Genomic DNA, 21,019 nt, shown 5'->3' with positions numbered 1-21,019 from the left:
AACAAAAAAAACAAGAGTCTGGAATCCAAAGTATAGTAATAAAAATCAAATGAAATATCCTTAGGAGATCGAAGGAGGTTAAGTCGATTCCTGTTTTGTAATTACTCCTGATTAACAAATGACTAATTACCGGTGACAAATTACACGAAATATGTGATATTAGAATAATTAGTACAACATTAGAGTTACCGAAAAATTTATTATTGATTCTCAATTGACAAGGGATGATCAACCATAGACAATGGACTATAAACCATTAAAAAATAACATAAAAATATAAAATTATGAGATTATTACGTCCCATTCTTTCTTTAGTTTTAGTTTTAGTCACAACTTTACTAGTTAGTTGTAGTAGTCCTACTCAAGCTAAAATTCCTACGGTTTATACTCCTGAAAAAATTGCCCAATTAGAGTCTTTTCTTAGTCCGATTGCATCTGCAAGGGAAAAAATGGATACCCTCAAAGGCTTTATTGAAGCTCAAAATTGGACCGATACAAGAACTTTCATTCATGGTCCTTTAGGGGAATTACGTCAAGATATGACCATTATGTCAAGAAAATTATTACCTAAAGATCAACAACCAGCTCAAAATTTAGCTAAAGAATTATTCTCTCATTTTGATAGAATTGATGCGGCGGCGAAAGATCGGAATAGTGCGTTTGCTCAAGCTCAATATTTAGAAGCAATTAAAGACTTTGATGCTTATCTAAATCTTATCCCCACGAATAGTTAAACTTAGGATCAGAATGTAGAATGTAGAATTAAAAACTTTTAATTTTCGTGATTTAAGAGAATTTTCAACTCTCATTTTACTTAAACACTCCATCACTGCCTGACAAAAAAAGTAGAGAAATTATTTACTATTCATTATCCATTATTCACTATTAATTATCATGATCTTTCCGGATTTCTCCGCATTTTCTGCTTTAACTCAAAAAGGTAATTTTATCCCTGTCTATCGAGAATTAGTCGCAGACTTAGAAACTCCCGTCTCTGCATGGTATAAAGTTTGTGCCGATGAACCCTATAGTTTTTTGTTAGAGTCCGTAGAAGGAGGAGAATATTTGGGAAGATACAGTTTTTTAGGTTGTGATCCTGTTTGGGTATTGGAGACAAAAAGCGATCGCACTAAGCAATACCATCGAGATGGTCGAGTGGACATTTTCACCGGCAATCCTTTTGATATTGTCAGCAACTGTTTAGAGTCTATTAAACCTGTTAATTTATCACAACTACCTGTTGGAATTGGAGGTTTATTTGGTTATTGGGGATACGAGTTAATTTCGTGGATTGAACCTAAAGTAAAAACTTATCCTCCCCAAGAAGGTGATTTACCTGATGGTATATGGATGCAAGTTGATAACTTATTAATCTTTGACCAAGTTAAAAGAAAAATTTGGGCGATCGCCTATGCTGATTTGAGACAAAAAGATCTTACTTTAGAAGATATTTATCAACAGGCTTGTGAAAGAATTAGTAAATTAGTACTAAAATTGCAACTTCCTTTGCCCGTTTTAGCTAAACCCTTAGAATTTAACCCACAAAATTTTTCTGATTCCCAAACTAATTATAAAAGCAACACGACAAAAGAAAAATTCTGTCAGAATGTAGAAAAAGCAAAAGAATATATTAAAGCAGGAGATATATTTCAAGTTGTTGTCTCTCAAAAGTTACAGGCGAACTATCACGGAAATCCTTTTGAGTTATATCGATCGTTGCGTTTAATTAATCCTTCTCCTTATATGGCTTACTACAATTTTAACGGATGGCAGATTATTGGTTCTTCCCCAGAAGTTATGGTAAAAGCCCAGAAACATCCTAATGGCACAACCACAGCAACTCTACGCCCCATCGCTGGAACTCGTCCTAGAGGGCAAAATCATCAAGAAGATGAAGCCTTGGCTCAAGATTTACTAAATGATCCCAAAGAACTTGCTGAACACGTTATGTTAGTTGATTTAGGACGAAATGATTTAGGTAGAGTCTGTCTTAAGGGAAGCGTGAAAGTCAATGAACTTATGGTAATTGAACGATACTCTCATGTAATGCACATTGTTAGTAATGTAATTGGAGAATTAGATCCCCAATATTCCGCATGGGACTTATTAAAAGCGGCTTTTCCGGCTGGAACAGTTAGTGGTGCTCCTAAAATTCGATCAATGGAAATAATCAATGAATTAGAGTCTGAAAGGAGAGGCCCTTATTCGGGAGTCTATGGATATTACGATTTTGAAGGTCAACTTAACACGGCTATTACTATTAGAACTATGATCGTGGAAAGAATATCCAATACAGAAAATAATAGAGTATCTGTACAGGCCGGGGCTGGATTAGTGGCGGATTCCGACCCAGAAAAAGAATATCAAGAAACTTTAAACAAAGCAAAAGGCTTATTAGAGGCGATTCGTAGTCTTAGTTGAATTAAACTCGTTGCTATTAAATATGTTTAATCATTATTGTTTATACGATCGGAATGATCTACTTTGTGACTAGATACTAAAATTATCAACAGATGGGGAATTTTTTAGGTTGTTCGAGCAGAACACTAGCAGATTGGAAGGTTCATGGAAATGCTATCTTAGAAGCTGTTTGAAAAGTTTAGAAGTCGATTAGACATTTTGAGATTGACGTTCTAATCTTCTCACCATAATATGAATCATACTGGCAAAAATCATCATTTTACTCGTAGTTGGTAAAAATTCATAATCCTTACTCAATCTTCGGTAATGACCAAACGATGAATATGTCTTCTACCCATCTTTTGGGGATCACACTGAAACTTGGTTCTTCATCTGTCCTTTTTAAATGTTCTAGTTTCCAGCCAAATTCTTTTTCTATTTTGGCGATAAATTCTTTCCTCGCAAAAGTACTATCTACCCAAATTATTTTTAAACAAGTCCAAAACTGTGAGGCAAAAGTGGCTAACAATTAATTTCATTGGCAAGAAGATAAAAGATGGCATTGAGTACTTCTGGGGGATTCACACAACGATTTCTTCCACCAGTTTTGGCAGGAGGAATTAATGGTTCTAAAATTTGCCACTGGAATATTATATTTTACCTCAATACTTTTCAAACAGTTTCTAAAGCCTAAAACCTACATCAAGGATTTTTTCTCGAACTCAGGTAAGTAATAAATCAGTCTTGCCCTTTCCTTCCAGAGGCGGTTTCATTTTATGTGTCTTGCTTCATCAATAACTTTTATAAAGTTTTTATTAAGAGTAATTACAATACCCACACTTTCGTTCTTTGTTTAGTATTAGAATACTTATAGATAAAATGATCTAATTATGTCCAATTTTATTTAGTTGATCTCATTTCCTGAATTTTTTGCTTGTCAAAGAAAAATCGGATTTCAAAAAATATGGTTAAAACAGTATTTTTCTTTACAGAAAGTCTAATGATAATAGTTTAAGTATTGATGAGATAAATTGAGGTAAAAAAATGAAAGTTTCCCAGTTTTTACGCCAATATGAACAAGGAATTCGTGAATTTAAGGGGATTAAGTTGCAATCTATCGACTTAGCTCGATCGGTTTTAGTTGAGTTAAATTTACAGGATGGAAAACTAATTGGAGTTAATTTTAATCATACCTTTCTTACTAAGTCTAATTTTAGTTATAGTCAGCTTAATTGGTCTGATTTTAGTTGCGCCAAGTTAAGTGAAGCTATTTTCAATGGTGCTGATTTAACGAAAGTAAATTTTAGTGGAGCTTTTATGGTACGATCGCAATTTATCAAAAGTCAATTAAGTGGTGCTAATCTGAGTCATGGAAATATCGCCAAAGGAGATTTAACGGAAGCTAATTTATGTGGTGCAGTTTTATATCGTGTAAACTTACGCAGTGCAACCGTAGCAAAAACAAATCTGAATTGGAGTAATTTTCAAGAAGCGAGATTAAGTGGGGCTAATATGAAACAATGCTCTGGTTATCAAGCTAATTTTACTCGATCGTTCATGAAAGAAGTCGATTTAAGTGAAAGTAATTTAGTCGAAGCTAACTTAGATGGTGCTAGATTAAGTGGGGCAAATTTACAAGGGGCAAATTTACAAGGAGCAAACTTAAAAGAAGCACGATTGTCTAAAGTCAACTTTAAAGATGCAGATTTAAGGGGAGCAAATTTACACGGTGCTGACTTAGAAATGGCTAATTTAAACGGTGCGATTTTGGAAAACACTAACTTATCTCAAGCTAATTTAAACGGTGCAATTTTATCAAATACAAACCTTGCCAATACTTTTTTAGATAAAACTGCTTTACCAGATACCTTACAAAGAATTATATCTTTTGAACATAATAGTAATGTCAATTATTATGGTTTTAATATTGGTTTAGAAGCCTGTTAATTAATTTTATTTTGAATCAAAATTGCGATCGATTGGGAAATATAATGAGCTAAAGTAATCCCATCAACTCCTAACTCTGTTAAATCTTCTACCGCTAAAATTCCCCCTTGTTGATGTAACCATCCGGCTGAAGCTACCACATCTTGAATAGAATGTTTAATAAAATCTGTTTGTGCCAATAATCCCCCCAGAAAACCACTCAATACATCCCCACTACCTCCCCTTGCTAATGCAGTCGTACCTTCTTTTATAATCCAGTTGTATTGCCCTTGATGACTAATCATCGTTTTTGAGCCTTTTAGTAAAATTGTTCCATTAATTTTTTTAGCCGCCTCTTGCAATCCTTCTAGTCGATTTTTATTTAAGTTAATATTGGGAAATAAACGTTTAAATTCTCCTTCATGGGGAGTTAAGATTGTTGGTGCAAGACGCTGTGATAAGATATGCAAATTGTCTTCTGTGAGATAGTTAAAACCATCAGCATCGATAACTAATATTGCAGAAGTTGTCAAAATTTCTTGCAGAGGAAGATAAGGTATTTTTTCTCTGGTTATGCCCATGCCAAAAAGGATCGTATTATATTTAGATAAATCGACATCAGATAAAGAAGTAAAATCCATTACTCCTGTTTTCGTTTCCTTCGTAGCCACCACTAAAGCCGAAGGAATATGACTATTAATCAAAGGTTGCAAAGATTGAGGTATAATCATCGTTAACATTCCTACTCCACTAACATTAGCACCATAAGCGGAGAATAGAGCCGCCCCGGCATATTGACGAGAGCCACAGATTAATAGTAAATTACCTTGACGATATTTGTGGGTATTCACTGCACGAGGAAGTGGTAAAACCGTTTTAACTTTTTCCCTAGTGATAAGTTGTGTCAGAGGAGATTGATGAATAACTTCTTTAACAAGATTATCGGGAATACCTAGATCAATTTTTTCTAATTTTCCTGTATACTCCCAAGCTGGAGACTGAAAGAGTCCTAATTTCCACAAGCCCAAGCATAAAGTAAGGTGGGCTTTTACTGCAACTCCTAAAACTTCTCCCGTGTCGGTGTGTATACCTGAAGGGATGTCAATACTAATAACAGGTTTTTGCCACTGATTGAGTAAAATAATGTCATGGGCTAAAGAGTTAGTAATTTGACGATTTAAACCAAAACCAAAAAGACAATCAATAATCACATCACCATTAATTAAACCTTCAATATCTGTGACAAAATCAATATTTAAAAATCTAGCGTATTGTAAATGTTGTGCCGTTAAATCTTTAGAATTATTAGCTAGGGGTGTATATAACTTAACCTGATAACCTTTTAAAAACAATTCTCTAGCAATAACTAACCCATCACCACCATTATGTCCACTACCGATAATAAATCCCACTGTTGTAGATTGAATTAGGGGATATTCCTGATAAATTCTTTGACTACATAATAAGGCGGCTTTTTCCATTAAACTAGCTACAGGCATTCCTTCCGTAAACATTCGGTTTTCAATTTCCTGCATCTGTTTAGCCGTTACGATCGTACAATGGTCATTAATAATTGAATTTTCTTTATTTTTTATAATCATGATAAATCCTTTGCGTCTTTGCGCCTTGATGAGAGATTTTTCATACTTTAATAAGATAATTGTAACTAATTACAAACAAGTTTTATTGTATAAATACAAAAAAAAATAAAAGTAATATATTTTATTAAGAAAACCAACAAATTAATTTTTTAAGTTCTATGTGTCTTAAAATATCAGAAATATAGCACTATCAGATTCACTCACAGACAAAAGAAAATATAAAGTCAGATTATTAAGGGAAAGAAATGATTAGTTCAGGAGTACTAAGACAAAAACTGCAATCCCTCCAAGGAAAAAAGTTTACAGGCAGAATAGACATCAAGAATAGTCAAGGTAAAGAATGGCGATTATATTTTTGCCTAAGTCGTTTAATTTGGGCTGATGGTGGTTATCATCCTTATAGGGCATGGGAAAGGTTATTAAACAAATATTGTCCTCATTTAGATCATCATTTTATTGATATTAATAAAGCTAAGGAATTTGAGTGCTGGAATTATTACTTAATCGTTTCTTTATTACAAAGATTTTTAATTACGAAAGAACAAGCATTATTTTTAGTTAATGAGAGAGTTAAACAAATATTATTTGATATTTATCAAGCCGAAAATAAGGACAAATTAAATTATGATTTAGTCTTAGTAGAAGATAATTTTCCTGAAGAATCTGGCTTAAGAGTTTCTATTACTATGTTAAAAATAGAGACAGTATTAACATCTGTAGAATCTCAATGGCGACAATGGGAAAATTTAGGTATAGCATCATTTAGCCCTAATTATGCCCCCGTGGTAAAAAATCCTGTATTATTGCAACAAAAATTTAAAGGAAAAGAAAATACTTACAGAAAATTAGTATCATTATTAAACGGAAAATTTCCTTTAATAGAATTAGCAGATAAGTTAAATTTAACAATTACAAAAGTTACTCTGTGGCTAAAACCTTATTTTGAACAGGGTTTAATTTCGTTGGTAGAAATAAAAGATCAACCAGTACAAGTAACGTTAATTGGAATCAGTAATCATGATTATAAAATAACTAAAACTACTCATCAACAATTAATAATATGTGTCGATGACAGTTTACAAATTTGCGAAATTATGGAACATATTGTTACTGAAGCTGGTTATCAATATTTTTCAATTCAAAATCCTTTAAAAGCCCTATCAGAAATATTGAAAAGAAAACCAGATTTAATTTTTTTAGACTTAATAATGCCTATTGTTAATGGTTATGAAATTTGTTCTCAAATTCGTCGGGTTTCAGCGTTAAAAGATACTCCAATTATTATTTTAACCAGTAATGATGGTATGGTCGATCGAGTTAGAAGTAAACTTGTCGGTGCTAGTGGTTTTTTAGGCAAACCCATCGATCAAGAGAAAGTTTTAGCTAAAATAAAATCTAGTTTACGATCGAATAATTCCTTAAAATCGAATAATCCTTCCCAAACTCTCGAATTGTCAACGGAAACAGGTAGTTAATAGAAAATAAACACTTTTAATTTTCTGGTTTAGAAAGATTTTACACAACCATTTTATTTAAAAATCCTAACTGTAGGATAAACCCCTTGTTTTGTTCATTTTCTACGGCTAATTGTTTATTACTTAGGACTATTGTCAGCACCTATTAAATAAGGTTAAAATAGTAAAATTGTCCAATAATCAAATTATTATATAAAAATTCATGGCAGTACCTAAGAAGAAAACATCTAAATCTAAACGTAATCAACGTAAAGCTCATTGGATTAAAAAAGCTGAATTACAGGCTCAAAAAGCCTTAGCTTTGGGTAAATCGGTATTAAGTGGTAAATCTAACAGTTTTGTTTACCCTACTGATGAAGAAGAAACAGAAGAGTAGTCAATCCTGAATTATGGGCTTAATAGTATTAAGCCCCGTCTTGGCTAGAAAGAATGAAATATATTGTGATCAAAAGCAATATTAGTAACAGCGATCGTGCTTCCACTGGTAGCTATTTCAATAATACTATCTTTTGCTGGATCAAATCCGCTTCCACCATTATCGATCGCTAAGAAGTATTTTGTAGTAGTACCTAATCTTAATAATGCGGCGGTATCTTGAGCAAAAGCTGTACCATTTAAAGCATTAGTAATACCAGAAGCAGTCAAAGTTGTCCCACTCATAACTAATTGTGTATATTGATTAAATTTGATGAGACTACCAATTATGTTAGTTGTAAGAATTTTATCTCCTTGAGTAACATTAAAGTCAGGTATAACATCATACATCGGTTGGGATGTACTAGGCCCTAATAAAGAATCTTGATAATTACGATAATCAGATTGATCGGCACCTGTACCACCAGTGAGGGTATCTCGTCCTAAACCACCGCTCATGTAATCATTTCCAGCTCCTCCATTTAGTTTATCAGAGCCATCTCCACCGAATAATAGATCATTATCATTGCCACCATTTAACAAATCATCACCATTACTACCAAGTAATACATCATTGCCATCACTAGCATCAACGGTATCATTATTATCACCACCACCCATCAAATCGTTTCCTTTATAGCCGTACAGAATATCATTAGCACCTTTACCATAAATAATGTCATTTCCGTTAACAGTTGACCCATTAATTACCTGCCCCGGATTTGTACCTTTGAGAATATCACTGCGTACTTGACCATTTATATCGCCTTCTATGGTGTAATCATAACTTACAGTATTCCCTACATGAACAAAAGCGATCGCAGTGTTAGAACTAAGATTAGGGGAATCAAGGGTATCTCCGTCAGTCACGTTAAAGGAAATACTACGGAGTCCCGGATTACTATTAGCTGTAAAATTGACATTCTTAATGAGAGTATCTGCTTCCGTGTCATCAAGATCTTTGGTAAGGGTAATCACTAAAGGTTTTCCATCTTGTCCATTATTGACAGGATCGATCGATCCTATATTTACTCCACCAATGGAAATAGTACTACTTGACACATCAACACCTGATGCAAAGGACAGAGTATCACCGACACCGACTCCTATTCCTCCCAGAGAAACGGTAAAAATTCCCCCAGATTTCAAGCCTTGACGATCGAACATAGAGCCATTTGCACCTTGATCTATGATAGTTGTACCACCAGGACCAGGTAAAATGCTAACGGTATCACCTTCTAAATTATTAATAACTGGAGCAGTGTTAACTTCCATCACCATCGTTGAAATTTCGATCGTGTCAACAGACCAAATACTACTACCACCTACAGTACCAATATTTTTGAGATCACTAGCATTGGCACTAAGAGGAATAGATTGAGAAGTGTCTGCCAGATGAACTTCTAAAGGTGCTGGACTACCCATAAAATCAGTATTAGGTTTAAAACGAATTTTGGAATTACGACTTAATACTAAAGCAGAAGTATTACTTAAACTGGTTGGAATATTATACCAAACAGTGCTAGTACTTGCGATCGCATATTGCCATACACCATCAGCCGAATTTGCCGTATTACCAACAATAGCAATCCCCGCCAACGGAGTCGAAGAACTACCCCCCAATACTTGATCTGCCGAGTCATTGTAGCTAGGATCTGACAGAGTACCAATCATCGCCCCTACAGGATTAGTATTAGTTTGTAAAACAGGCGCTATGGTCGGATTTCCAAGGGCGATCGGAGCATCATTAACAGCATTAACATTTAAAATTAAGGTTGATGTAGCCGTTCCACCATTACCATCACTAATATTATAAGTTACAGTAGGTAAAGATGTAGTACTGTTAAAATTAGAAGAAGGAGTAAAGGTATAACTACCATTAGTGTTGATAATTAATTGACCGATATTAACAGTGGTTGTACCAACAATCTTTGTCAGAGTAACTGTATTACCAAATCCTGTATTATCAGCTTGATAAACGGTAGAATCTCCCGCTACGATAAATGTGGTGACAGATAAGACATTGCCCACATCAGTGTCAGTATCATTAGACAAAAGTCCATTTGCCGAATTAACCGTTAACACCCCATCTTCATTAACATTATTCGTGTCAGGATTTGCGATCGGATTAACATTAGTGGGAATAATAGTAATAACAGAGTTATCCGTATCGGTCAGAGAACCTCCAGAGCCTGTGTTACCATTATCATTAGTCAACATCGTTAAAGTAACATTTCCCGTACTACCCGTTAAAGGGGTGAAAACAGGAGAATTATTAGTTAAAAATTGATTGATGTCACTTAAAGTTCCCGATAAAGCGATCGAACTGCCACCAGAACCACTAACCGTTACACCATTAGCACTCACAGCACTTAGACTTCCAGAAGTAACAGATAATTGAACCGAGATAGTTCCCGAATTAGCATCAATATCCGCTACAGATAAACTAGTTAAAGTTAAATTGGTATTTTGATTAGTGCTATAAGTAGGAGGTAATGTATTTACAGGGGCATCATTTACAGGATTAACATCTACAGTGAAAGTTGCCGTATTACTGTTTAAGACTCCATCATTGACCTGTAGGTTAAAGACACGGTTGGCATCCGTCGGATTTTCACTCGTGTTGTTGTAACGGAGAGCATCTAAAAGGATTTCTGCTTCTGCCTTCGTTACTATTCCTCCTCCGACTTTTGTAAAGACTAGGGTTGAGGTTCCACTCCCTACGGATTGGGTGACGAGATAATCTACTCCACCAACGGAGACATTCGCTGTTCCTACTCCACTGAAGTTCAGGTCAAGGCTATCTACATTTCCCCCTGTGATTAAACCTCCTGCTATCTGGAGTTTTTCACTCGTCCCATCGCTAATTTGGCTGGTGGTGAAACTAATGGTCAAAGACGCAATGGCATCTCCATCTACATCGGCAATAGATATTCCACTGGCAGTAAAGGCAACTGCTGCTCCATTTTCGGTAAAGACTACACTGTTATCGTCTGTTGTCCCATAGTTCGGGAAGGTTCCACTTAAGGCGGTAGAAGGGTCTAAATCTAATGTTGGTGGGTCATTGACTGGATTAACGTCAACAGTGAAAGTTGCCGTATTACTGTTTAAGACTCCATCATTGACCTGTAGGTTAAAGACACGGTTGGCATCCGTCGGATTTTCACTCGTGTTGTTGTAACGGAGAGCATCTAAAAGGATTTCTGCTTCTGCCTTCGTTACTATTCCTCCTCCGACTTTTGTAAAGACTAGGGTTGAGGTTCCACTCCCTACGGATTGGGTGACGAGATAATCTACTCCACCAACGGAGACATTCGCTGTTCCTACTCCACTGAAGTTTAGGTCAAGGCTATCTACATTTCCCCCTGTGATTAAACCTCCTGCTATCTGGAGTTTTTCACTCGTCCCATCGCTAATTTGGCTGGTGGTGAAACTGATGGTCAAAGACGCAATGGCATCTCCATCTACATCGGCAATAGATATTCCACTGGCAGTAAAGGCAACTGCTGCTCCATTTTCGGTAAAGACTACACTGTTATCGTCTGTTGTCCCATAGTTCGGGAAGGTTCCACTTAAGGCGGTAGAAGGGTCTAAATCTAATGTTGGTGGGTCATTGACTGGATTAACGTCAACAGTGAAAGTTGCCGTATTACTGTTTAAGACTCCATCATTGACCTGTAGGTTAAAGACACGGTTGGCATCCGTCGGATTTTCACTCGTGTTGTTGTAACGGAGAGCATCTAAAAGGATTTCTGCTTCTGCCTTCGTTACTATTCCTCCTCCGACTTTTGTAAAGACTAGGGTTGAGGTTCCACTCCCTACGGATTGGGTGACGAGATAATCTACTCCACCAACGGAGACATTCGCTGTTCCTACTCCACTGAAGTTTAGGTCAAGGCTATCTACATTTCCCCCTGTGATTAAACCTCCTGCTATCTGGAGTTTTTCACTCGTCCCATCGCTAATTTGGCTGGTGGTGAAACTAATGGTCAAAGACGCAATGGCATCTCCATCTACATCGGCAATAGATATTCCACTGGCAGTAAAGGCAACTGCTGCTCCATTTTCGGTAAAGACTACACTGTTATCGTCTGTTGTCCCATAGTTCGGGAAGGTTCCACTTAAGGCGGTAGAAGGGTCTAAATCTAATGTTGGTGGGTCATTGACTGGATTAACGTCAACAGTGAAAGTTGCCGTATTACTGTTTAAGACTCCATCATTGACCTGTAGGTTAAAGACACGGTTGGCATCCGTCGGATTTTCACTCGTGTTGTTGTAACGGAGAGCATCTAAAAGGATTTCTGCTTCTGCCTTCGTTACTATTCCTCCTCCGACTTTTGTAAAGACTAGGGTTGAGGTTCCACTCCCTACGGATTGGGTGACGAGATAATCTACTCCACCAACGGAGACATTCGCTGTTCCTACTCCACTGAAGTTTAGGTCAAGGCTATCTACATTTCCCCCTGTGATTAAACCTCCTGCTATCTGGAGTTTTTCACTCGTCCCATCGCTAATTTGGCTGGTGGTGAAACTAATGGTCAAAGACGCAATGGCATCTCCATCTACATCGGCAATAGATATTCCACTGGCAGTAAAGGCAACTGCTACTCCATTTTCGGTAAAGACTACACTGTTATCGTCTGTTGTCCCATAGTTCGGGAAGGTTCCACTTAAGGCGGTAGAAGGGTCTAAATCTAATGTTGGTGGGTCATTGACTGGATTAACGTCAACAGTGAAAGTTGCCGTATTACTGTTTAAGACTCCATCATTGACCTGTAGGTTAAAGACACGGTTGGCATCCGTCGGATTTTCACTCGTGTTGTTGTAACGGAGAGCATCTAAAAGGATTTCTGCTTCTGCCTTCGTTACTATTCCTCCTCCGACTTTTGTAAAGACTAGGGTTGAGGTTCCACTCCCTACGGATTGGGTGACGAGATAATCTACTCCACCAACGGAGACATTCGCTGTTCCTACTCCACTGAAGTTCAGGTCAAGGCTATCTACATTTCCCCCTGTGATTAAACCTCCTGCTATCTGGAGTTTTTCACTCGTCCCATCGCTAATTTGGCTGGTGGTGAAACTAATGGTCAAAGACGCAATGGCATCTCCATCTACATCGGCAATAGATATTCCACTGGCAGTAAAGGCAACTGCTGCTCCATTTTCGGTAAAGACTACACTGTTATCGTCTGTTGTCCCATAGTTCGGGAAGGTTCCACTTAAGGCGGTAGAAGGGTCTAAATCTAATGTTGGTGGGTCATTGACTGGATTAACGTCAACAGTGAAAGTTGCCGTATTACTGTTTAAGACTCCATCATTGACCTGTAGGTTAAAGACACGGTTGGCATCCGTCGGATTTTCACTCGTGTTGTTGTAACGGAGAGCATCTAAAAGGATTTCTGCTTCTGCCTTCGTTACTATTCCTCCTCCGACTTTTGTAAAGACTAGGGTTGAGGTTCCACTCCCTACGGATTGGGTGACGAGATAATCTACTCCACCAACGGAGACATTCGCTGTTCCTACTCCACTGAAGTTCAGGTCAAGGCTATCTACATTTCCCCCTGTGATTAAACCTCCTGCTATCTGGAGTTTTTCACTCGTCCCATCGCTAATTTGGCTGGTGGTGAAACTGATGGTCAAAGACGCAATGGCATCTCCATCTACATCGGCAATAGATATTCCACTGGCAGTAAAGGCAACTGCTGCTCCATTTTCGGTAAAGACTACACTGTTATCGTCTGTTGTCCCATAGTTCGGGAAGGTTCCACTTAAGGCGGTAGAAGGGTCTAAATCTAATGTTGGTGGGTCATTTACGGGAACTATATTTACCGTAAAATTAGCAGGGTTTGAGGTCTGAGCCGTTGTACTATCATCTGTTACTGTCACCGCAAAACCACGGGAACCACTGGGATTCTCTGAAGTGCTGTTAAAATTCAGTTGATCGAGTAGGGCTTCATACTCTGCTTTTGTGCCAGTATTGCTAAAGGTATAAGTACGAGTATTACCAACATCAGCAACGGTATAGGCAAAGGTTTTTAGTCCGATCGTTACAGTGCCACTTCCAATGGAATTAATGTCTGTCGTACCGATCCTGACTTGATCGCCCGTTTGTAAAGTGGTGTTGTCAATACTGATCGTGAGCTTAGTCAGGTTATCGCTATCAACATCACTGAGGTTTGTGCCACTGTTGTTAGAGCCAGAAACGTTTGCATCTTTGGCAAAGTAAACCGCAGAACCATTTTCGGTAAAAGTAGCTGAGTTATCTAGGGTTCCCGTTCCCGTCGCAACGGTGTTGTCTAAGTCAATGACAGGAGGGAAGTCAATGGCATTTACATCAACGCTAAAGGTTGCTTGATTACTGTTGAACGCTCCATCATTAACAACTAGGGTAAAGACTCGATCGCGGTTATTTGGATCAACGCCAGTAGGGTTAGGACTAATATTTTGATACTTGAGGGCTTCGAGTAGAGCTTCGGCATTGGCAATACTGGTGCTAGAACCACCTGGAACCGAGAAGGTTAGGACTTGGTTGCCCCCCGTGACGATACTACTTACGGTATAAGTAACCCCGCCCAGGATAACGCTAGTGAGGGATTGGCTAGTGGTATTGGTAAAGTTAAGGGCGATCGTTCCTCCTTGAGTCGCACCAGTAATGACCAGTTGTTCCGAAGCTCCGTTACCATTAGTCGTAATTTGGGTGGTAGGGATGCTGATCGTGAGACTAGCAATGGTATTGGCATCATCTGCAACAGGTTTTAGGGTTGTGGTTGCATCTTTGACGAAGGAAACCGCCGAATCACCCTCATTGAAGACCGCCGTATTGTTAACGGTACTGGTGCTGGTGGTGTCGAGATCGAGGGATGGGGGCAGATTAGGCGAAGGAACATAGATGGTATCGCTACTGACATCCGTTGGATCATTGCTGTCAACATAGTTAGCTGACAGTACCGTTCCAGCCGTTAAATTGCTAAAATTAGGGGACAGTTGGACTTCAAAAACTCCTGTGTTGTTCCCCGTTTCTGTCAGAGTAAAGGTAATACCGTTAACAACTGCTGTAATTGTTTGTTGGCTACCACCATTGGTATTTTCATCTAAGTCAGTGATTCGCAAAAAGGCATTAGCATTAACCGCATAGGTTAAACCCGCATCTGCACCATTGAGGGCTGTAATAAATTGAGTAACAGAAGGAGTTCCTGTGTCTGTGGCGTCCACACGGAAAGTGGTAGAAGCAGTATCAAATACTGTCCCCTCGTAACCTTCATGGGCTTTGACGTTAATGGTATAGTTGCCCGTATTTAAAACGGTATTCCAAACATACTCATAGATTTTATAGGGATCGGTCGGGCCTGCGGGAGTGTTGTCGTTGGTGTCAACAACATAGGTATTGGTTAGGGTGAGAGGAGTGCCGACCCCAATATCCCCAAAAGTACCACCAGGGGCATCAATGGTCAGATCGAGCTTGGTGATGTCGTAATCGCCGAAGGGATCTTTTACTTTAATCCGCACATAAACGGTTTGCCCTGCATTGGCTACGGTGATTAGGTTGCCGTTGTTATTGTTATTAAGATCATTGGTAAAGCCACTATCAAAGAAGCCGATTAGTTGCGTACCATTGCCGTTATCGCCTTCACTGGCATCGGTAATGTCGCCATCACTGTTGAGGTCAATACCATCTACATCAACGATTTTGATAACAGTGCTGGTGGGGAAGTTAATTTGCGAGGGTTTAGTGTTGGAATCGTAATCAATCTGGAAGCTAGGAACACCAGAGGTACTGGTAATCTCCAAGCTGACTGTATTGCCTTTATCAAGGGTTACACCACTACCCGAAGAAATACTCCAAGTTAATGTACCAGTTGTTGCATTAATCGCTGTATAGGTGGCGGTGGTATTTGTTCCCCAAGAGGTGCCACTTTCCTTGAGGTTCGCAGTGATGTTGTAGGAACCGTTGACAAAAACTCCACTGGTGTGGGTGATATAAGTAGTGACGCTGGTATTTGTTCCTGCAGGCAGGACAAAATCCGTCGCCATGGGGATGGCTTGGGTGAAGGTAGCAGGTACAGCGGGGGTTGCGGGGGTTCCCGTTTTAGTAAAAGAAACTTGGAAAGTATCAACTGCGAAAAGGGGGTCGTTAGCATTTGTTCGGCTTAGGTTTGTACCATCAAACTGAATAATAATGTTGTTTTTATCAGTTGCACTAGCAATTAGGTTTTTGATGTCAACTGTATAAGTTCCCGCACCATCAGCGTCCCCAGTAAATACACCATTAGCGTGAGTGATTGTTGTGCCACTGCCCGAGGTTTTTGTAAAAGTTCCTCCAGTGATAGCATTAAAACTAGAACCTCCGTTTGTTGAGATTTTTAAGGTAACATTCTCTCCTGTACCATCTAAACTATCAACAGACGTAACTGTGAAACTCAAAGTAATAGCTTGTGATGTATCAGCCGCACTCAAGTTTAAGGAGCGTTGAACATCAGCATTCAGAGGGTTAGTAGATCCTATTCGCTCAAAAACCAATCCTGCAGGTGCTGACGTATTGATCTGAATAATACCTGATGTTGCATTTGTGTCGGAGTTGGTGCCAGACTCTGTCCAAGAAGTTGACCAAGTTTCTGTTCCATTGGAATTGTTATAGGCTGCTGTGGAGAAATTATCGAGGTAAGTACCTACTCCCCCACCAGTTCCAGGCACAGAAGGAGTAATAGACGTTGTGGTTTGAGTGTTGGTATCTTGAGGAGTCACTTGGACTGGGCTGATCCGATCTAAATCCCCTGTTGTATCTCCACTGTTGCCATCATCAGATAAATACAGAACCTTATTCTGGGTTGGTACCGAAACCGTTGCATTGGCAGTATTAGCATTACCTGTAGTGATGTCATTGTCATCCCCATTGGGAATACCTGGGGAAAGAGGATTATCAAATACCCCACCAAAGATTGGATCAATATACTCAACCTTTAGCCCATCACCTCCTACCATATAGAGGGTATTGGTATTATTACCATTATCAGAACTATTAATGGATGTAGCTACTTGACCAACAAAAACTCCTGTGCCAACCCCTGTTTCCGTGAGGGTAACGGTTTCCTGTTCGCCCGTTGTAGTATTAGTAACGATAACCGTGAACATATCGGCAACATCGGGGGTAGTATCACTACCCGTTTTTAAATCACGGTAGGTATTAATATCATTGTCCGTAACCCGAATGAAAATTGTACCCCCCTCCTGATAGCCTGTGGTTGCAGTGCCATTTGAAGTGCTGGTAAATTCCACTAGACCGTCCACATTCGGGACAGAGATTACTGTTTCTTCATCTTTTTTCTTGGGATCAGTCTGATCGCCTTTTAGGGTGACAGAGTTCGTAACCGTCAAATCTGCATCCGCTAAGGCTTTGTTGACATCATTGCGAACCGTTGCCCGATAGGTATAAACTGCTTGGTAGCCCCTCGGCAAACCCTGAACCCCAGGGGTATTGGGGTCAGAATCCACTAAAGTGTAGCCGTCCAAAATCCCGTCTTGGTTCCCGATATTACCCCCTACGTCTTTCCAATCACCAAAGGGAAATAATCCCCCCGTCTCATTGTCTAGATCAGCTTTTTGTAAATAGATAGAACCATCTGGGCGGTAAATGGTTAATGTGGCACTATTCGGAACATAGACGGCACTATCCGACGGCGTAAACTCATCCGTAATATTGGTGTTTAATAACTCAATTACCGCTCGGTTTGTTACTGTAATCGTGTATTGGATTTGCTCGTTTAATTGAACCAATCCGTCTTCATTATTTATGGGAGCTAGGACTTTGGCGGCTTCCTGAGAAGTTTTATTAAGAACATAATCAGGATAAGGAATAACCGTCGTTCCCATATCCAGAAATGGGTTGCCAGGCCCTGCAATACTTGGGTCTTCCCCCCAGGCCGCCGTAATTAACGTCCCGTCAAGAGTAAAAACATTGATGCCACTCTGATTGTTGTCTAAAGTGTCGAAAATGCGATAGGACTGTAATTTTGAAATGGGGACAATAAGGTTACGGCTATTGCTCTTGGTGTAATCAGGATTAAGACCAGTACCATCAACTGACGAAGAATTGAGCCATCCATTGCCGTCAAGATCAATATAAAGGGTCGTTGCGCTGGGAGCCGTTACCCAAACAGGACTACCATTAATAGCTGTTAGTGGATCAGCATTGCTATTACCTGGAGCCCAAGCAACAGCAAAACGAGTGGTTAGGTAGGTCTCGGGAATGAGGTTATAACTCCAGTCACGGGTTGCATTGTTGGTTCCATCGGAGTCAATGGTGCTAACGGCAAAAAAGACCGGAGCTTGGGCGCCCACCGTCGCAGGTTTGGTATAGAAATGAGCCGCCGAACTACCCATTGGCACATAGTTCGTGCTATTAGCCGCAATATCAATGAAACTGCCTATAGTGGTTTGAGTATCGTAATAAACCCGAATGGAACTCGTGGTACTAGGATTATATAAAAAGACGTGGGTTGGGTCAGCAGCCAGAGTTGTACTAACTGGTGCAAAATAGCTATTACTCCACTGTTCCTTGGGCGAGATGGCCAACCAACGGTTTTCGTAGGCAGACCCCACATCCCCTGCAATGGAATAAACCATAATTGGCTTTTTAGTAGTGGTTCCTAGAGCATCCTCCGCCGTCACGGTTGCCCCTTGCAATACGCCACCACTGACTAGATAGGTGTCTCCCTGATTGAGGGTTACGGTTAGGTCAACAGTGCCATTACCGTCTTTATCTATTTTGACCCGGGTATTGTTAGCACTAGCCACAATATGAAGAGACGTATATTCAAATAAGCGATTTGCTGTATCGTTTGGATTCGCAATATTGGTTATGGTATTCTGACCAATAGGAATTGTGTAGGTACTCCCCGAATTTTCTATATCAAAAACGTTGACAGCCCCCGCCAGTACGGTACCGGGGCTAAGAGCCCAGCCTGCTTTGGTTACGGTTAGAGCCTTGGTTGCTCCAATTTTGTCTCGTCCATCCCAGTAGGGTTTCCCTGCATTGGCCGTTAGACTACCGACACTAGAAAGAACAACATCATTGTTTAAAACAATTACCTGCCCTGCCCGCAGAATATCATCGGCGGCCCCTGGAGCTTGACCGTTGCTGGAATCACCATCTCCCCAAACCTGAGTTGTACTTTGGATTGGATTGTTGATGTCTGCCTCATAACCATCTTCCCAATGGTCATAAACAATGATGGTGCCGTTACTGGTAATGGCTGTGGAAATAATGGTTTTCAGAGTTGTTCCCACCGCCGTATTAATGGCATATAGGGATGTGCGAACATCCGATTCCTTGAAAGGCATGATGAAGGTTTGGGCAACACCAATATTGGTGGGAAATGCTGCTTCGATCGCCACCTGTTGACCATCAATAGTCACTATGTTGTGATCATTTTGTTGTAATAAGCCTGATGTATTTGCGTCCGTATTTAAAACCAGATTGCCGAAAATTTCTCCTTCATCCCCTTGGGAATCAGCACCATTATTGATAAAGTTATCAAAATCGTGACCTAATTCTTCTAATAAAACGGCTTGGATTTCTTCAATTGATGCTGTTTGTAGCCAATCGTTGTTTAAGTAAATAGTACGCTGTCCTGTGGTACCCGTAGCACTATAAGCCCCCAATGCTCCTTCTAATTCACTACTGCTACGAATTTCAAGACGAATATTATAACTACCATTGAGGATAGATTGCTGAAGTGTTTGAGCATTTTCTGTCCATGTTGTTGTAGAGAGATTAGCACTGAAAGGAATTGCTAGTGAGATTAAGTAATCTTCTTTGCTAAACCAATTTAAAAGTTGATCTTGAATTAGGGACTGAATAGGAGTTAAGAATTCTGCTGAGTCCGAAGAAATAGCTTCATTGTTGAAAATGGGGGAAAGAGTATATTGGCTAGATTGAGTGTCCATAATTTAAAATCAAATATTTTCAGTGTTTTTACGGATATTTATATTATCTTTATAAAGTTTGTATAAAGTTTAAGTATATTAATTTATAAGATATTTTATTTGACAGCAAACAGTATATTTTTCGTCACTATCAGTTAAATTTAGATTTTATTTATTATAGTATTTAGATTTATTTTATCATAACAAAAAAACTTTTTTTAAGTAAAAATATTAATAATTAACTTATGTTAAGTTTTAAGAACAGTATATTCACTTAAGGATGAAAAGGGATATTTCCTCACAGTACTTTAGTATTATCGCACAAGTTGTAACCTAAACAAAATCGATCGAATAGCTACCATAAAGCAAAATTTTAAAAGTTTTTAGCTTAAAAGAAAATACAGATTTTATAAGCAAATACTTTTTAATACATTAATAAATACTATTGATTAGAAAGAGAAAAAACTCTATTTATCAAGGTTTATTTTAAGAAAAAATTACACTAATTTTAGATATTTAATATCACTAATTACCATTTTATAACTTTAATTTATCTATTTATAAGAAATGAAAATTTTGTTAGGTATTTGTCGATAAATTTTATTAAATTTTTATCTGAAATAATTTTTGGAAACTTATTTTTAAGATGTTATATGCTGTCATTTTTTTTATTTATTAATTAGAGGAAAGAGTAAAGGATTTAGCTACAGTTTTAAATAAATTTTGAACACTTTGCCAACGAGATTCTGTGGTAGATATATTAAAAGTGTATAATTTGCCATTTCGTGTGACGATACTGATTAGAGACTAATTTTACTTGATACTCTAATAGATAATAGTTTTGCAAATTTTGTTCTCTTTTCTCGGCAAAAATTAACTCTGCTTCTCTTTCATTGTTAGAATCTTCATTAACCATCTGCATAAATCCATAACCCACTTCTGTGGGTGTACCTAAATCTGCTAAACTTTTTTGAGGATCTACTTTACTTATAATTACACTAAGATTCTCTCCTTTCTCTATAAAATCAGTAAATATCACATCGACTTCTTCCTTTTTTACTTCTACTTTTATCCAGCCGTTGGGATAAAGAAATTGATAACCATCACTGATGTCAACATAACTTTGTAAACCATTTAGAGAAGATATACAACTTGAAAGAGTTAAAGTAAGAAAAATTAACACAATAGATAAAAAAGACTTTGTCATAACAACTAATAGCAAAATTGTTTCTTTGTCAATAATTATCTCATCAATCATCTATTTGTTAATTAATCTTTTTA

Annotated in this window: 9 protein-coding genes and 1 pseudogene; 6 read left to right on the top strand and 4 right to left on the bottom strand. The window is 38.3% G+C overall.

Going from position 1 to position 21,019, the window contains the following annotated elements:
• Positions 1-284: 284 nt before the first annotated feature.
• Both psbQ and trpE read left to right on the top strand, forming a co-directional pair.
• Positions 285-734: a photosystem II protein PsbQ gene (gene psbQ / locus GM3709_RS16980; RefSeq protein ID WP_066121499.1), complete on the top strand. Its 450-nt coding sequence runs from the start codon at positions 285-287 to the stop codon at positions 732-734.
• Between the two features lie 160 nt (positions 735-894).
• Entirely contained in the window at positions 895-2,421 is a 1,527-nt protein-coding gene (gene trpE, locus GM3709_RS16975; protein ID WP_066121497.1) for an anthranilate synthase component I, read from the top strand.
• Positions 2,422-2,710: 289 nt separating this feature from the next.
• On the opposite strand, the gene GM3709_RS21225 is transcribed toward trpE, so the two are convergent.
• Complete coding sequence (locus tag GM3709_RS21225) at positions 2,711-2,929, bottom strand: hypothetical protein (protein WP_066121495.1); 219 nt, start codon at positions 2,927-2,929, stop codon at positions 2,711-2,713.
• A 27-nt stretch (positions 2,930-2,956) separates the two neighbouring features.
• On the opposite strand from GM3709_RS21225, the gene GM3709_RS21920 reads away from it, so the two are divergent.
• Both GM3709_RS21920 and GM3709_RS16965 read left to right on the top strand, forming a co-directional pair.
• The gene (locus tag GM3709_RS21920) at positions 2,957-3,094 is read left to right on the top strand and encodes a hypothetical protein (RefSeq protein ID WP_197671852.1); all 138 of its coding nucleotides are present in this window, start codon (positions 2,957-2,959) and stop codon (positions 3,092-3,094) included.
• 350 nt (positions 3,095-3,444) lie between these two features.
• Entirely contained in the window at positions 3,445-4,347 is a 903-nt protein-coding gene (locus GM3709_RS16965) for a pentapeptide repeat-containing protein (protein WP_066121494.1), read from the top strand.
• Here the strand turns inward: GM3709_RS16965 and GM3709_RS16960 are convergent.
• The gene (locus GM3709_RS16960) at positions 4,344-5,927 is read right to left on the bottom strand and encodes a bifunctional ADP-dependent NAD(P)H-hydrate dehydratase/NAD(P)H-hydrate epimerase (RefSeq protein ID WP_066121492.1); all 1,584 of its coding nucleotides are present in this window, start codon (positions 5,925-5,927) and stop codon (positions 4,344-4,346) included. The genes GM3709_RS16965 and GM3709_RS16960 overlap by 4 nt on opposite strands.
• 245 nt (positions 5,928-6,172) lie before the next feature.
• On the opposite strand from GM3709_RS16960, the gene GM3709_RS16955 reads away from it, so the two are divergent.
• Together GM3709_RS16955 and rpmF are read left to right on the top strand one after the other, a co-directional pair.
• Entirely contained in the window at positions 6,173-7,402 is a 1,230-nt protein-coding gene (locus GM3709_RS16955; RefSeq protein ID WP_066121490.1) for a response regulator, read from the top strand.
• 202 nt (positions 7,403-7,604) lie between these two features.
• Entirely contained in the window at positions 7,605-7,778 is a 174-nt protein-coding gene (gene rpmF, locus GM3709_RS16950) for a 50S ribosomal protein L32 (RefSeq protein WP_066121488.1), read from the top strand.
• 44 nt (positions 7,779-7,822) lie between these two features.
• On the opposite strand, the gene GM3709_RS16945 is transcribed toward rpmF, so the two are convergent.
• Complete coding sequence (locus tag GM3709_RS16945; RefSeq protein ID WP_066121486.1) at positions 7,823-19,759, bottom strand: cadherin-like domain-containing protein; 11,937 nt, start codon at positions 19,757-19,759, stop codon at positions 7,823-7,825.
• Positions 19,760-20,413: 654 nt separating this feature from the next.
• A pseudogene (gene psbP / locus GM3709_RS16940) lies at positions 20,414-20,996 on the bottom strand (photosystem II reaction center PsbP).
• Positions 20,997-21,019: the final 23 nt, after the last annotated feature.

Source organism: Geminocystis sp. NIES-3709, assembly GCF_001548115.1.
Classification (GTDB): Bacteria; Cyanobacteriota; Cyanobacteriia; order Cyanobacteriales; family Cyanobacteriaceae; genus Geminocystis.
This window is presented reverse-complemented; position numbering and strand designations above follow the sequence as displayed.